15 protein-coding genes are annotated in these 14,313 nt (G+C 37.1%); 9 read left to right on the top strand and 6 right to left on the bottom strand.

Annotated features, from left to right (window positions below; all coding sequences use genetic code 11):
• Nucleotides 1-328 precede the first annotated feature (328 nt).
• On the bottom strand, nucleotides 329-1,186 hold the full coding sequence (locus tag ACR65M_RS24190) for a nuclease-related domain-containing protein (protein WP_440274617.1): 858 nt from the start codon (nucleotides 1,184-1,186) through the stop codon (nucleotides 329-331).
• Between the two features lie 149 nt (nucleotides 1,187-1,335).
• Between ACR65M_RS24190 and ACR65M_RS24195 the strand changes: the two genes are divergently transcribed.
• The 3 genes from ACR65M_RS24195 to ACR65M_RS24205 are packed head-to-tail and all read left to right on the top strand — an operon-like array spanning nucleotide 1,336 to nucleotide 2,910.
• On the top strand, nucleotides 1,336-2,232 hold the full coding sequence (locus ACR65M_RS24195; protein ID WP_341331725.1) for a TIGR01777 family oxidoreductase: 897 nt from the start codon (nucleotides 1,336-1,338) through the stop codon (nucleotides 2,230-2,232).
• A 57-nt stretch (nucleotides 2,233-2,289) separates the two neighbouring features.
• Entirely contained in the window at nucleotides 2,290-2,493 is a 204-nt protein-coding gene (locus ACR65M_RS24200; RefSeq protein ID WP_121448601.1) for a zinc ribbon domain-containing protein, read from the top strand.
• Between the two features lie 21 nt (nucleotides 2,494-2,514).
• A complete protein-coding gene (locus ACR65M_RS24205; protein WP_341331726.1) occupies nucleotides 2,515-2,910 on the top strand; it encodes a secondary thiamine-phosphate synthase enzyme YjbQ in 396 nt (131 codons plus the stop codon).
• Between the two features lie 24 nt (nucleotides 2,911-2,934).
• Here the strand turns inward: ACR65M_RS24205 and ACR65M_RS24210 are convergent, their stop codons facing one another.
• Nucleotides 2,935-4,179 (bottom strand): TolB family protein, encoded by a 1,245-nt coding sequence (locus ACR65M_RS24210; protein WP_440274618.1) that lies wholly within the window; start codon nucleotides 4,177-4,179, stop codon nucleotides 2,935-2,937.
• Nucleotides 4,180-4,319: 140 nt separating this feature from the next.
• Here ACR65M_RS24210 and ACR65M_RS24215 point away from each other — a divergent pair, with 140 nt between their 5' ends.
• The 4 genes from ACR65M_RS24215 to ACR65M_RS24230 all read left to right on the top strand — a co-directional run bounded on the left by ACR65M_RS24215 (nucleotide 4,320) and on the right by ACR65M_RS24230 (nucleotide 6,438).
• Nucleotides 4,320-4,838 carry a YfiT family bacillithiol transferase gene (locus tag ACR65M_RS24215; RefSeq protein ID WP_440274619.1) on the top strand — a complete coding sequence of 173 codons (519 nt, stop codon included), beginning with the start codon at nucleotides 4,320-4,322 and terminating at the stop codon, nucleotides 4,836-4,838.
• A gap of 92 nt (nucleotides 4,839-4,930) precedes the next feature.
• Nucleotides 4,931-5,416 (top strand): Cys-tRNA(Pro) deacylase, encoded by a 486-nt coding sequence (gene ybaK / locus ACR65M_RS24220; RefSeq protein ID WP_440274620.1) that lies wholly within the window; start codon nucleotides 4,931-4,933, stop codon nucleotides 5,414-5,416.
• A 401-nt stretch (nucleotides 5,417-5,817) separates the two neighbouring features.
• Complete coding sequence (locus ACR65M_RS24225) at nucleotides 5,818-6,264, top strand: DUF5392 family protein (RefSeq protein WP_440274621.1); 447 nt, start codon at nucleotides 5,818-5,820, stop codon at nucleotides 6,262-6,264.
• Between the two features lie 15 nt (nucleotides 6,265-6,279).
• Nucleotides 6,280-6,438, top strand: a complete 159-nt coding sequence (locus ACR65M_RS24230) for a hypothetical protein (RefSeq protein ID WP_341331731.1) — start codon at nucleotides 6,280-6,282, stop codon at nucleotides 6,436-6,438.
• Nucleotides 6,439-6,461: 23 nt separating this feature from the next.
• On the opposite strand, the gene ACR65M_RS24235 is transcribed toward ACR65M_RS24230, so the two are convergent.
• The gene (locus tag ACR65M_RS24235) at nucleotides 6,462-6,917 is read right to left on the bottom strand and encodes a CBO0543 family protein (RefSeq protein ID WP_440274622.1); all 456 of its coding nucleotides are present in this window, start codon (nucleotides 6,915-6,917) and stop codon (nucleotides 6,462-6,464) included.
• The gene (locus ACR65M_RS24240; RefSeq protein ID WP_341331733.1) at nucleotides 6,844-7,983 is read right to left on the bottom strand and encodes a DUF2515 domain-containing protein; all 1,140 of its coding nucleotides are present in this window, start codon (nucleotides 7,981-7,983) and stop codon (nucleotides 6,844-6,846) included. The genes ACR65M_RS24235 and ACR65M_RS24240 overlap by 74 nt, the downstream gene beginning before the upstream one ends.
• Nucleotides 7,984-8,055: 72 nt before the next feature.
• Between ACR65M_RS24240 and shc the strand changes: the two genes are divergently transcribed.
• Entirely contained in the window at nucleotides 8,056-9,942 is a 1,887-nt protein-coding gene (shc, locus tag ACR65M_RS24245; RefSeq protein WP_440274623.1) for a squalene--hopene cyclase, read from the top strand.
• A 17-nt stretch (nucleotides 9,943-9,959) separates the two neighbouring features.
• Here the strand turns inward: shc and ACR65M_RS24250 are convergent, their stop codons facing one another.
• Entirely contained in the window at nucleotides 9,960-10,748 is a 789-nt protein-coding gene (locus ACR65M_RS24250) for a hypothetical protein (RefSeq protein ID WP_440274624.1), read from the bottom strand.
• A 133-nt stretch (nucleotides 10,749-10,881) separates the two neighbouring features.
• Here ACR65M_RS24250 and pepF point away from each other — a divergent pair, with 133 nt between their 5' ends.
• The gene (gene pepF, locus ACR65M_RS24255) at nucleotides 10,882-12,672 is read left to right on the top strand and encodes an oligoendopeptidase F (RefSeq protein ID WP_440274625.1); all 1,791 of its coding nucleotides are present in this window, start codon (nucleotides 10,882-10,884) and stop codon (nucleotides 12,670-12,672) included.
• Nucleotides 12,673-12,706: 34 nt separating this feature from the next.
• On the opposite strand, the gene fumC is transcribed toward pepF, so the two are convergent.
• On the bottom strand, nucleotides 12,707-14,095 hold the full coding sequence (gene fumC, locus ACR65M_RS24260; protein ID WP_341331737.1) for a class II fumarate hydratase: 1,389 nt from the start codon (nucleotides 14,093-14,095) through the stop codon (nucleotides 12,707-12,709).
• Nucleotides 14,096-14,313: the final 218 nt, after the last annotated feature.

Consider the following 14,313-nt stretch of genomic DNA (forward strand, 5'->3'; position numbering starts at 1 on the left):
ATATTATGCAGAAAATTCGTCAAAAGTGTACATATTTAAACAATCACTTTTGTACATTCTTAGGTTAGCATTTATACTCATAGCCCAGATGAAGAACTTACTCGACAATGATCATTAAGTTAAGTAACTTCATACCCTCGATGAAGTACATTTCTCGTCAATGAGCCTCAAGTTATGTTCCTCATAGCCCAGATGAAGAACTTAACTCGACAATGATCATCAAGTTAAGTACTTCATACCCTGGATGAGGTACTTAACTCATCAATGAACATCATGTTATGTTCCTCATGCAATAAATCTATAAGGTTTATATTTTATTTGAATTGTATTAATCATAATATGTCCACTGGTGCAATCCGTTTTTAGTATAAAACTTATCCAATATCCTACCAATTCGTCGTTTAGACTCCACAATCTGACACCAATCATGAATAATATTTGTTGTGATCTTCAATTCAGGGAAAAGTAATTTTAGTTCGTCCGTGCTACGTTTTACAGCATCCACAACCATTTCTTCATTACCACAGTTTTGGCAAATACACTTTCTTCCCACAATATTCACAGATAATGATCTACAATTCACACAACATATCCCTTTCCGTAAGTCACTATACTTATATTTCGGTAATGTACTGTACGGCGACTCCTCCATATGCAATGAAACTAACTTTTCCGCTAGTACTTTATGTTTCTTATTTAACTTTGCAGTCGACTTATTTAGATTTTGGAAAAATGAATGTAATTGTGTTGGAAAGATTATTGGTTTTGTAAGTGGTGCTTGGTATAGGGTGAAAGCGGGGTTTACAAATACTACGTAAGCTTGAATCGGTATTGTAAAACCATAACTTTGGAGCAATTGGCGTAGTAAAGATTCACTACGATGAAGCTGGATAAGTGGATTGTAGATTTCTTTTTTTGGTTTCTTGTAAAGGATGTCTGATTCAAAAAAATAATCACATTCATAATTTTTCACTTCAAAAATATAGAGTTTGTCTGGGGTAATTATCAGGGTGTCAATTTGGAACGTGGTGTTGTTATATTGGAGTAATAAATCATTTATGACTAAACATTCGCATGCTAACTTGCTTGTATAAGAATCAAACAAAACTTCTCCATCATATCCCTTAAACAGATTTGAACAATATTGTTTTTCTTGTAATTCGTCTCTACTTTGTAGTAATTTCATAATTCTGATCACAATAGATTCTGTTCGTTCCTTTTAAATCATACTTCACAACCTTTCTATTTAATTTCAAATCTATTATACTCATTTTTCCAAACCAACACCATAAAATGGTAAACTATTTATACATACAGCAAAAAGGGGATGGAGCGATGAAAAAGAAAATCGTCCTTGCGGGTGGTACTGGGTTTGTGGGTACTTACTTTAATAAAAAATTCACTGAACTTGGCTATGAAGTTAAAGTTATTTCTAGAAATGCACCAAACATAACGTGGAAGGATAAAACGGGGATTATACAAGCTTTAGAGGATGCCGAAATGCTGATAAACCTTGCCGGAAAGTCCGTCAATTGCAGATACAATGAGAGAAACAAACAAGAAATTCTCAATTCACGAACGGAAACGACAAAACTATTGGGGGATGCAATAAAAGAATGTAACAATCCACCCTCCTTATGGATTAATTCTAGTACAGCTACTATCTATCGCCACGCGGAGGACAGACCGATGACCGAGGAAAACGGGGAAATTGGTAGTGGTTTCTCAGTGGAAGTAGCAAAAAGATGGGAGGAGGCCTTTTTTTCCTTTATATTACCGAAAACAAGGCAAATAGCACTACGTATTTCGATCGTCCTTGGTTCAGATGGAGGGGTAATGATACCTTATAAAAATTTAGTTCGCTTTGGACTAGGTGGAATTCAGGGTCCTGGAACTCAGAGATTCAGTTGGATTCATATTGAGGATTTGTTCAAAATCATTCTTTACATTCAGGAACACAACCACTTATCAGGGGTATTTAATTGTTCAACACCGAACCCTATTACAAATCGTGATTTGATGAATGCACTTAAAAGAGCTTTCAATCGGAAACTAGGTTTGCCTGCACCAGCTTGGCTTCTTGAACTTGGTGCGATTTTTATTCGAACGGAAACGGAACTAATTTTAAAAAGTAGGTGGGTTATTCCAGAACGCCTTGTAAAAGAAGGTTTTATTTTTAGCTATCCCACAATCGACCAGGCTCTTGCACAAATAATAAATCAAAAATGTTGAAACTATTTTCCCATATAACCGTAAATAATACTATTAAAACGTAATGGAGGAGATTTTATGCAAAGTAAAGGTTGCGTTAAATGTGGGAGTACGAATGCCGGAACGAAGGATGTTTCGATGACAGGTTCAGGGATTACAAAAATGTTAGACATACAAAATAATCGTTTTACTGTGGTATTTTGTAAGAATTGTGGATACTCTGAGTTTTACAACAGGGATTCTTCGAAAGCATCAAACATACTTGATTTATTCTTTGGATAATATGAAGGAGACAAATTAATCATGTTGCAACAGTTCACTATACAAACAAATAAGCGAGACCAAATGATAGATGTAACAGATAAAGTCCAAGAGGTAGTTGATCAAAGTGGAATGAAAGGGTGCGTAGTGGTCGTATATTGCCCCCATACTACAGCTGGAATAACGATAAATGAAAATGCGGACCCTGATGTGAAACGGGATATGTTACGTCGTTTCGATGAGGTCTACCCATGGCATCATGAGCTAGACCGTCATATGGAAGGAAATACTGCAGCTCATTTGAAGGCAAGTACTGTTGGCGCATCACAACACGTAATTGTGACAGAAGGACGTTTACTTTTAGGGACATGGCAAGGTATTTACTTTTGTGAGTTTGATGGTCCACGAACACGTACCTTTTATGTGAAAATCATATAAAAAGGCGAATCCTGATAGATTCGCCTATTCACCATTGTAAAAAACAATTTCATCTATATCGTGAATCCACTCCTTAGCATCAGTACCATCAGGATTTGCCTTCCAAAGTGTTCTTTTATGATCAAGGATAGATGCGCCTCTAGTCCATACCAGTTTATTAATAGAAGGGACAAATTGTGGACTAAAGTCTCCAACACCACTTGGAGGTTCGGTTATTTTTATTTGATTATTTGCTTTTAAATCAATACGAACAAGATAAGGACGGGGATGCTTGCTAAAATCATTGGTCCATTCCTGTTCGTGGACACGAGAGACAACAATCGATTCGTTTGATAGCCAATCAAAGTCCAATTCTGCGTAGTCTGCTGGAGTATACGTACTTGAAACTGGCATTTCCCGAACCTTTAAATCTTTGTTTTTAAAGCCAAAGACAATTCTTCCGCCACCCGCAATATACGCAAGTGTATCTGCACTTGGGGACCATTTCGGTTTTCCTACTCCGAAAATAATTTCATCCAATACTTCAAAATTTTCCCCTTTGCTATCAATCACGCAAAGCATATTGCTGTCCATTGACCATGATGCAGTAGGAGAAACGATAAACGAGATCCATTTTTTACTTGGTGAGTATTCAAAATGATCCGCATACACGGCAATTAATTTATTTTCTTTCGTTGTTCCAACTTCTCGCGGAAGTTGAAAAAAACGTTCAACCCCACCATATAAATCAATGTCATGGTAATTATCGTTTACCTTTTTGGTATAAAGTGTCGCGCTTGTCCATCCGTCAGGCTGCAACACACCTGAGGAAGAAAGGAGGAAGCCGCTTCCATCTGGAAGCCAACTGAAGCCATGCACACCTGTTGCAATATTATAGAAACGGATAAGATCAGAGATATCTAGGATTCCACTAGCATTAAAAGCGACCACATTATCCGTCGGAGACCAGGTTGGTGCATAGCCATCATAGAATAATTTCTGTTTCTCACCAGTTTCTACATGATAAGCCCATATCTCAGATTGTTGTTGGTCCTTTTCAAACTCTGATGGTGTAGAGAGTTGATATAAAATCCACTTTCCATCTTGGGACCAAGAGGGCTTTGAGTATACATTTTTTGATGAAGTAATTTGAATTTCTTTGTCATTCATGAATAACCAAACATCACCATCTCGTATAAAACTTGCTTTTATAGAATGTTGGCTTTCTGCAAAGATAGGGATTGGAACAAATAAAAGTAAGCAAACTGTCATTATCAAATATCGATACATCTAAATTCCTCCTTTTTTCTCATATATACCTTAATTTCTATCTAAAATCCTTGGAGTATGTGTAGCAGAAATTTTTCCAAGTATTTGTTAAAATGGGAATAAGCCTTACATTTTTGAATTTCTTTAGGAGGGGAATATGGATGGATGAACGTTATCCGATAGGAGAATTCCAATTTCAGGGGGAATTAAAAGAAGAATTAATCACCAATTGGATTAAGGAGATTGAGAAATTACCAGGATTGGTGAGGGCAGCAGTGAATGAATTGACAGACCAACAGCTTGACACACCTTATCGTGAAGGTGGATGGACACTTAGACAGGTTGTTCACCATATTGCAGACGCATCGATGAATTCATATATTCGTTTTAAATTAGCCGCAACAGAAAATAATCCAGTTATTAAACCGTATGACGAAGCCGAGTGGGCAAAGCTTGCAGATTCGACTCTACCAGTTGATGCTTCATTAGCGATTATCGAAGGTGTTCACAAGCGATGGGTGACTCTTCTACAAAACTTCGGAAAGGGCGATTTCCAATTGACCTATGTTCATCCAGAAGGTGGCGAAATGAAACTGGGTGTATTTTTAGGATTCTGCGCTTGGCATGGTAATCATCATCTTGCACATATCACAACATTGTCTACAAGGAAAGGCTGGTAAAATTTTTAGGAAAAGCGGTGCCATTAAAAGCATAGCTTTTCCGATCAACTTTAATTATCATAAACCTACATATATTTATTGGAGGTCAAATAATGGCAAAGGGACAAACAAAGACAAATGCCATGAGAATTTTAGATTCAAAAAAAATTCCATATGAAATCTATACCTATGAAAGCAATGATGGAAAAATTGATGGGGTTTCTGTGGCAAAAAAGGTCGGAATAGACCCCAAACTAGTCTATAAAACACTTGTTGCTCACAGCAATACAAAGGACATCTTTGTGTTCGTGATTCCAGTAGAGGAAGAACTTGATCTTAAAAAGGCAGCAACCGTATCCGGTGTTAAAAAAGTAGAGATGATACCGGTTAAGGATATCCAAAAACATACAGGATACATAAGAGGTGGGTGTTCTCCGATTGGTATGAAAAAAACATATTCAACTTTTATTGACGAACATGCTAACGATCTTGATCGTATTGTTGTAAGTGCAGGTAAAATCGGAGTGCAAGTGGAGATAAAAGTAGATGACCTAATTTCCACCACTAATAGTAGTATCGCAGATATCATTAAAGCGTAAGAAGTACCATACCGTGACACAATCCTCGAAAAACTCAATAAATGAATTCAATCAAAACTTTCCATAGTCGGAAGGTTTTTTAGTGGATTGTCTGATATTTTTGAAGAGACGAAAATCCTAAATGAGAAGATTTCCCTCTCAATATCTTTAAAGGGTTGTTGGGAAAACGCTAATATGTTAATATATGAGTATCAAATATTTAAACTTAATACCCTTAAGGGGAGTAGCTTTAACAGCAAAGTCGTCAATACAGAGAATCGTTCTCTCGGCTTTGTTGGCAACTATGATGTTGTTAGCAAGACCTTACCAATAATACGGTATAGGTCTTTTTTGTCTTTTGAGGCCTATATCATTAAGATATAGGCTTTTTCTCATCCACTTAAAAGGAAGGGGAGTTCATAATGAATATATTTACAACGAAAAATTTCCCATTATTTATTACGAAGGAGCTTGAGCAGCTACATAAGAAAATTAGTCCGATCATGGATAAAACCTCTAAATATATATTCTGGTCATTTCCATTGATCACGATTTCACTTATCAACTTAGGATTCTTATTATTTTTCATGCCGTTTACAAATGAAGCAATTCCAGCACTTGTTATATATGCAATACTCGGAGCTATTGGATTTGCATTATCAAAGGAAGCAAAATTTAAGAAAAAAGAAATTGAGGATATATCCTCCGAATATATCATTGAAAGAATTAAAAAGAGTGATGTTGTAACAGAAGGGCGTCAAAAAGACTATATTTCGAGACTACAAAGTCAGCCTAAGCTTGCTCTACATTTTTTTATTGAATTTTTAAATGAGGAAAAACAAAGAGAAAATCGAAATCTTTATTCCTAAAGGAGTCTTAAAAATATGAAAGAACCTATTGCCGAAGGAAAGTTGAAGGAAACAGCACCCGCAAAAAAAGCAATGACGAAAAAAACAATCCACCAAATCCTAATTAAGTTGCAGAGCCAAGGAGTAAATGCATCCCTAAGTAAAAAAAGAAGCAAACTTGCTTTAGGATCATAAAGACAAAACCTGACCCTTTTGAGTCAGGTTTTTTTCGTAGTTACAACATAATAAACAACAAGCATTAGTAATAAATAGACTGTATATCCAAAAAGTGAATAAGCATGTTTCCAAGATATATCGTGAACAAACCAGCCGAAGTCTTCAGACATTTTTTCTCCGCATGCCATGGTAGAAGCAAGTACTAACACAGCAACAAGCTTTCCAAACAAATTCAGTTTTTGACAGATCGAAAGAAATACAACTAACATTACTGGTAAACCTAGTAGGGTAAATCCTACATTAACGGAAAACACTTCAGGAAAAGGACGCTTCGGAAAAGAGTACAAGCCTTTACCAACAAAATATAGGTCGAGATATGTCCCTATAAGAGTACCAAAAAGGACGGTAACTAAGAGGCCAAAATTAATCCAAAATGGAAATGGCCTTCTTAGCAATTGCTGCGAGTTCGAATTTTTCAAGCGTTTTACAATATTCATTTTGTATCTCTCCATCTACGTTTTCGTGATCATCCATAAGGTAATGAATAACTTCCCAATCCTTATACCAATCCCCAATTTCAACAGGCTTATGTTTTCTATTTTTCCAAGCCAATTCTAATCGCGGACTATATATTCTTGGTGAACCTTTTGTAAGTTCACAGGATCTCACACGTGATTTTAATAATGTACCAGGCAAGCCTTCATCCACTTGATTAAAAATATGCGGCCAGTAATCCTTTCTAGACCCTGTATGTTGGACTTTATTAGCCCACATCTCCACTTGTTTCAGCCTCTCTTTATCCCTAAATAAAATGGCATACAATCGTTTTCCTAACAAAATACGTTCTCGAACACTTTTAAAGTGATGGAGGGTTTGACCAATCAAGTAAGTTTTTCCTTTTTCTTCGAACGGAAAAAGAATATGGTTTAAATCGAATAAATCCTGCAACTTAAATTGCACTGTATCGAGGACTTCTTTTTTATACGTGCTGTTAGATATGATTCGCTTTTCAAGATAGCTTTGCTCGTTAATTATTTGAGCCATTGTTAATAGATATGTGTCTTGTTTCACCCAGAAATAACTCCACATCGTTTCCATAAAAATCGAAACATGAAAATGAGGGAGCAGGTAAAATAAATTTCGCCGATATTGTTTACTAGCCTCATAGAGTAAGAATTGTGGAAAAGCATCCTGAAAAATTAACCAGTTCCCACGTTCCAAAAAAGAAAAATAAGACTCTGCTTCTTTCTGTGTTAACAATCTTGAAAGCTGGCCACCTTTTAAATCTGTCATATTCCACCCTCCATTCCTGGACACCATATGTCCAAGGAATGCCCAATGGATTTCAGGGTGAGCATGATAGAAATCCAGATATGCTTTTGTCCTCGTAATATTATTCAAATTGAGACTTCCCGTTATCGCATGTATTCGCTGAATCAAATACTGCTCTTCTACTGACAGTGGTGGCATCATTTTTTGTCTTTGACGTCTTTTAAGCGCTTTTTTGATTTGCAAAAGAGATTCAGAGAGTGGAAGCTTCTTCTTTTGGAAAAATTTGCACATCTGTTGACCTCCTCTATGAATGCTCGCGGATTCCGCTGAATATGTATGGAGTAGGTTGAAGGGAGGTGTTTTATGTTAGACAAGGTTAATATCAATTTACATGATCTGATTGAAAAAGTTAGGAAGGACCAGTCTCCAAATGGCTCATGGAAGTATCCGTTTGAAACAGGAATTTCAACCGATTGTTATATGATTATCTTATTAAGAAGCCTTGAAATAAATGATGAGAAGTTAGTTCAACAATTAACAGAAAGGATTTTAAGTAGGCAAGAAAAGAATGGGGCATGGAAACTTTTTTATGATGAAGGAGATGGAAATTTATCCGCGACTGTGGAGGCATATTATGCACTTCTATACTCAGGTCTTATTAAAAAAACAGACCCAAGAATGAAACGTGCGAAATCGTTTATCGTGAAAAATGGAGGTCTTAAGAAATCCCATATGTTCACAAAATTCATGCTAGCCTTAACAGGGCAGCAAAAGTGGCCAACATTTTTTCCGCTACCACTTGAAATACTTCTACTTCCCACTTCGTTTCCTATCCATTTTTATAGTTTTTCAGAATTCGGCAGGGCAAATCTCACTCCGATTATGATTCTTGCTGATAAAAAATTTCAACTTAGAACAAAGAATAGTCCAGATTTATCTGAATTAACCAGTAAAAGAGAAGAAGATGTCTTTGAATTTCGACATTCACCCGAATGGCGGTCATTTTACTCTGGAATTCAGCAGGCAGTCAAAGGTTTAATTGGGTTACCTACACATCTTCACCAATTAGCAATTGAACAAGCAAGACAATACATGTTACGCCGGATAGAACCTGATGGAACTTTTCTAGGTTATTTTAGTTCGACATTTCTCATGATTTTTGCTTTACTTTCCTTGGGCTATCCTAAAAATCATCTATTGATTAGAAATGCGGTTAACGGCTTAAAGACAATGAAAACCGAAATAAATGGCCAAACTCATATGCAATATACCACTGCAGATATATGGAATACTTCGCTTCTTGGGTATGCTTTACAAGAAGCAGGGGTACCAGCATCAGATCCAATGATTAAAATAGCAAACCACTATTTATTTAATCGGCAACATTACAAGTATGGGGATTGGGCAATCCAGAATCCAACAGCTCTTCCTGGAGGATGGGGTTTTGCAGACATGAACACCATACACCCAGATGTGGATGATACAACATCTTCACTGAGATCAATAGCAAGAACGATAAAAAAAGAGCCCATTAACAGACAATCTTGGCAACTTGGATTACAATGGCTTATGACCATGCAAAACGATGATGGGGGATGGCCGGCTTTTGAAAAAAATACGGATAGTAAGCTACTAAGCTTGTTACCGATCGAAAAAGCAGAATATATATTAACAGATCCATCGTCAGCAGATGTAACTGGCCGAACACTTGAGTATCTGGGGAAATATACAAATCTGCCTAAAGATCATCCTTCTATAAAATCAGCCATAAGATGGCTAACTAACAACCAAGAGGAAAATGGCTCATGGTATGGGCGATGGGGAATCTGTTATATATACGGAACATGGGGAGCGGTTACAGGATTACGAGCTGTTGGTGTGCTACCAACGTATTCGGCTATAAAAAAAGCGATTATCTGGCTTGAATCCATTCAAAATCAGGATGGAGGATGGGGTGAATCTTGTAGGAGCGATAGTAAAAATAAATATGTTCCATTAAAAACAAGTACATTAACACATACCGCCTGGGCGCTGGATGCCCTTATTTCAGTAAGTGAAAAACGAACAAAAGCCATTGATAATGGGATTCGATTTCTTCTTGAAAATGTAGACCGAGATGACTGGACGACAAACTATCCGAAAGGGCAGGGGATGGCAGGGGATTTTTATATTCACTATCACAGCTACCGGTATATATTCCCGTTACTGGCACTCTCACACTATCAAAAGAAGTATCCCAAAAAAAGCTAAAAGAACAAAATGCTCTTTTAGCTTTTCTTTAGTTTTGATGGATTGTTGATTTTATAGTGAACTGGGTCTTCAATGATGAACTCTTCTTCAACGTCCTTACCCTTTGCAAGTCGCTTTTTCACGATTTTGGCATCAAATTCAAGGGTATTTCCGGGTTCAAGCTCTAATTTCTTTAATGTCTTTGAATGAGAACACCAAGCCAGTCCAATTTCAGTTGGTTCTTCTTGTTGAATAACCACATTCTCAAGAACAATGACTTCATCGTTATCCTCATTAAAATGGTTCCATGTTAACGCGAATTGCTTGACCTTAGCGGTAATATGAACCTTATCTGCTGGCAGTTCAATTTTTGGTGTTTTTTCTTTTTTCGCTTTCTTTTCGGGTTGTTGTTCTTTTTTAACTGCTGGTTTCTTTTCAGTTGTTTCCGGCTTCTCTGCAACTACCTTGCTTACAGTTTCCTTTGTCTTCGGCTGAGATACATTTGCGTCTGAAATAGCAGCTTTTGTAAAGCTTGGTGACTGCATCTCTTTTAAATAAGCAGGGTGAATACAAGTGAGATTCCCATCTTGAAACTCAAGGACGATTGTATTGTGTTCCCCGGTCTTACCGTACACCTCATATCCTTTGATTGTAACAATTCGCTGATGTGTTCTTTCTTTGTACCAGTATTCCTTTTTTACGGAAAGGCCCCATTCTCGAACCTTCTCTTCATAGTGGGCATCATCAACAAATGTTTCATACTCATTTTTTGGTGGGAGATATACAGTTCCGCCTGAGTCCTCTACATGAGGCAATTTGTTCGCCATGTATGAACATCCTTTCACTTTTTACAAATTTATGTAATTCATATAAAATATAATGAAACATATCTATCTCATATCATATATTTCTTTCTTACATAATAAAAGTAATTTCAATTTAATTCAAAGGAGAATTGCGATGACAACTACCTATTCATCTCGAACTGAAGTGCCTGAACAGGAGAAATGGAATTTAAATGATCTCTATTCTGATCTAAGCAAATGGGAGGAAGACTACAAACTCATTGAAAAGATGGGGGAGGAGCTAGGAAAATTTGATGGAAATATTCATGACGGACATTCGTTATGTGAGTATTTAACCTTGAGTGAAAAACTATCTTTCCATTTTAACAAGCTTTTTGCCTATGCCATGTTAAAGGTCGATGAAGATACACGAGTTACCAAATCACAATCCTATTTAGACCGAGCTAAACAGCTTAGTGTAAAGGTGAGCACGAAGAATTCCTTTTTCATGCCGTTCTTATTAAGCTTAGAGGAAGAAACGTTAAAGCATTACATTGCCGAGGAAGAAGGACTTCAGTACTTTGAAAAAGAATTACTTGAATCGTACCGGTACAAACCACATGTTTTAAACAAAGACCAAGAAGAGATTCTCTCACAATTAGGTGAGGCACTTTCTGCACCAAGTACAACATACGGTATGATTAATAATGCGGATATTCGCTTTGGTAAAATCACGAAGGGTGACGGTGAGAAGGTAGAGTTAACGAGAGGAATGTATGCAAAGCTGATCGAGGATGAGGATCGCGAAAAGCGAAAAGAAGCTTATAAAGCCTATTATGAGCCATATGTTCATTTAAAAAATTCAATTGCTTCGACTTTATCTGCCGCGATTAAAAATAATGTGACCATTTCAAAACTACGTCATTATCCATCGGCACTTGAAAAAGCATTATTCGGAGATAATGTTCCAAAAGATGTCTATGAAAACCTAATCGAAACAACAAAGAAAAACATCAGTGCCATGCACAAATACACAAGCATCCGCAAGGAAAAATTAGGTCTTGATGAGCTTCGTCAGTATGACTTAAGTGTACCACTCGTTAGCGGGGCAAAGAAGGATATTTCGTATGATGAAGCATTTGAAATTATGTGCAGTGCACTTGCTCCATTAGGCGAAGATTATATTCAAACACTGAAGGATTTTAGAACCTCGCGTTATTTCGATGTACGGGAAACTCCTGGAAAACGTTCTGGAGCCTATAATCTAGGTGTGTATGGTGTACATCCATATATTTTGTTGAACCATCAGGATGACTTAGACAGCTTATTTACATTGGTTCATGAATGTGGCCATGGCGTACACAGTAAGCTAAGTTCTGAGCATCAACCGCAAATTACCGCACGTTACAGTATTTTTGTCGCTGAGGTAGCTTCAACAGTTAATGAAGTTCTTTTGATCAACTACTTATTGAACAATGAAGCAAATGAAGAGGTTAAGAAATTCTTAATCAATCACTTTATCGATAAATTTAAAGGAACTTTCTTTACCCAAGTGATGTTTGCGGAGTTCGAAAAGAAAACGCACGAAATGGCAGAACAAGGATTGCCTTTAAATGTTGACTCGTTTAGTGAAGTATATGAGGGATTATTTAGAGAGTATCATGGTGAGGACCTTGTGTTTGATGATGAAGTAAAATATGGTTGGTCCCGAATCCCACATTTCTACCGACCATTTTACGTTTATAAATACGCAACTGGGTTTGCATCAGCGATTCATATTGCTACCAAAATTTTAGAAGGGGACAAAACAACACTCACTTCTTATCTTCAATTTTTAAAAAGCGGCAGCTCCGACTACCCGCTAGAATTGTTGAAAAAGACAGGGGTAGACCTTACTACTCCATACCCAATTGAAAACTCATTTAAGAAATTTAATGAATTAGTAGAGCAATTTTCTCAGTTATAAAAATGATAGCCTTCCGAGTGTGGAAGGCTATTTTTTATTCCTTTGGATGTACCATTTGTTCAGGTTTTACATATTGATCAAACTCAGCTTCTGTTAGAATTCCTAAATGTATGGCAGCCTCTTTTAAAGAAGTTTCGTGTTTATGAGCATGCTTCGCAATTTTCGCTGCTTTTTCATAGCCGATATGTGGGTTTAATGCCGTAACAAGCATCAAAGATTCGTGCAGGTATTTAGAGATAACTGCCTCATTTGCCTGAATACCAACGGCACAGTTGGTATTAAACGATTCCATCGAATCAGCTAAAAGTCTAACGGATTGAAGGAAATTATAAATGATCACTGGTTTAAACACATTAAGCTCAAAATTGCCTTGACTCGCTGCGATTCCGATTGTTGCATCATTTCCCATGACTTGAACCGCAACCATTGTAAGTGCCTCACTTTGAGTCGGATTTACTTTCCCTGGCATAATCGAACTACCGGGCTCATTTTCCGGGATTGTTATTTCACCGATCCCACAACGTGGCCCACTTGCTAGCCATCTGACATCATTGGCAATTTTCATCAAGTTAGCTGCCAATCCTTTTAATGCTCCGTGAGCAAATACGATTTCATCATGACTGGTTAACGCATGGAATTTATTCTCGGATGAATAAAAGCCAAGCTTCGTGTGTTCTGCAATTTCCTTCGCTACTTTCTCCCCAAACAAAGGGTGAGCATTAATCCCCGTACCTACTGCCGTCCCACCTATGGCAAGGGCGAGCATTTTTTCGGTAGACTCCTTGATCATTTCCTTAGATCGTTTCAACATGTGAACCCAACCACTTATTTCTTGGCCGAGTGTTAATGGTGTAGCATCTTGAAGATGAGTTCTTCCGATTTTTACAATGTTAGCAAATTCTTTTTCCTTGTCTTCTAATGTTGTCTGCAACTTTTGAATAACAGGAAGGAGGCGTTCATTAATAGCTTTCACACCAGCAATATGCATGGCCGTTGGGAAGGTATCATTTGAGCTTTGACTCATATTAACGTCATCATTTGGGTGAATTCGTTCATCAATCCCGTTATCCTTTAACCATTGGTTAGCCCGGTTAGCGACGACTTCATTTACATTCATATTACTTTGCGTACCGCTGCCTGTTTGCCATACAACGAGCGGAAAATGGTCAACTATTTTTCCTGATAAAATTTCATCACACGCGTAAATAATCGCTTTAGTTTTATTGGCATTTAACTTCCCTAGCTTTTCATTTGCAATGGCGGCACTTCGTTTTAAAATCGCAAAGGCTTCAATCACTTCTTGTGGCATTTTTTCCGTCCCAATTCGAAAGTTCTCCTTGCTTCGTTGGGTTTGGGCAGCCCAGTATGCATCAGCTGGAACCTTTATTTCGCCCATGGTATCTTTTTCAATTCGATAATCCAAGATAATCACCTCAAATTTTCTTCTCTCTATAAAGTACCAATTATACCCTTGTTTTATGTCATAGCTTGTTTGGATTTCAACATCCTTGTCAATAAAATTAATAGACTTTATAATTGTATTTTGAGTAAAAAGGAGGTGTGCTAATGAACTGACCTAGCCAAATGAGACATATATAAAACACCTATCCATATTAAATTTAACACTTTTTCATTAATTTG

This window comes from Ferdinandcohnia sp. SAFN-114 (assembly GCF_059415045.1).

Excerpts from the sequence above, each read along its gene's own strand:
- ACR65M_RS24190 (WP_440274617.1), bottom strand. The coding sequence starts at position 1,186 with ATGAAATTACTACAAAGTAGAGACGAATTACAAGAAAAACAATATTGT.
- ACR65M_RS24195 (WP_341331725.1), top strand. The coding sequence starts at position 1,336 with ATGAAAAAGAAAATCGTCCTTGCGGGTGGTACTGGGTTTGTGGGTACT.
- ACR65M_RS24200 (WP_121448601.1), top strand. The coding sequence starts at position 2,290 with ATGCAAAGTAAAGGTTGCGTTAAATGTGGGAGTACGAATGCCGGAACG.
- ACR65M_RS24205 (WP_341331726.1), top strand. The coding sequence starts at position 2,515 with ATGTTGCAACAGTTCACTATACAAACAAATAAGCGAGACCAAATGATA.
- ACR65M_RS24210 (WP_440274618.1), bottom strand. The coding sequence starts at position 4,179 with ATGTATCGATATTTGATAATGACAGTTTGCTTACTTTTATTTGTTCCA.
- ACR65M_RS24215 (WP_440274619.1), top strand. The coding sequence starts at position 4,320 with ATGGATGAACGTTATCCGATAGGAGAATTCCAATTTCAGGGGGAATTA.
- ybaK (WP_440274620.1), top strand. The coding sequence starts at position 4,931 with ATGGCAAAGGGACAAACAAAGACAAATGCCATGAGAATTTTAGATTCA.
- ACR65M_RS24225 (WP_440274621.1), top strand. The coding sequence starts at position 5,818 with ATGAATATATTTACAACGAAAAATTTCCCATTATTTATTACGAAGGAG.
- ACR65M_RS24230 (WP_341331731.1), top strand. The coding sequence starts at position 6,280 with ATGAAAGAACCTATTGCCGAAGGAAAGTTGAAGGAAACAGCACCCGCA.
- ACR65M_RS24235 (WP_440274622.1), bottom strand. The coding sequence starts at position 6,917 with ATGAATATTGTAAAACGCTTGAAAAATTCGAACTCGCAGCAATTGCTA.
- ACR65M_RS24240 (WP_341331733.1), bottom strand. The coding sequence starts at position 7,983 with ATGTGCAAATTTTTCCAAAAGAAGAAGCTTCCACTCTCTGAATCTCTT.
- shc (WP_440274623.1), top strand. The coding sequence starts at position 8,056 with ATGTTAGACAAGGTTAATATCAATTTACATGATCTGATTGAAAAAGTT.
- ACR65M_RS24250 (WP_440274624.1), bottom strand. The coding sequence starts at position 10,748 with ATGGCGAACAAATTGCCTCATGTAGAGGACTCAGGCGGAACTGTATAT.
- pepF (WP_440274625.1), top strand. The coding sequence starts at position 10,882 with ATGACAACTACCTATTCATCTCGAACTGAAGTGCCTGAACAGGAGAAA.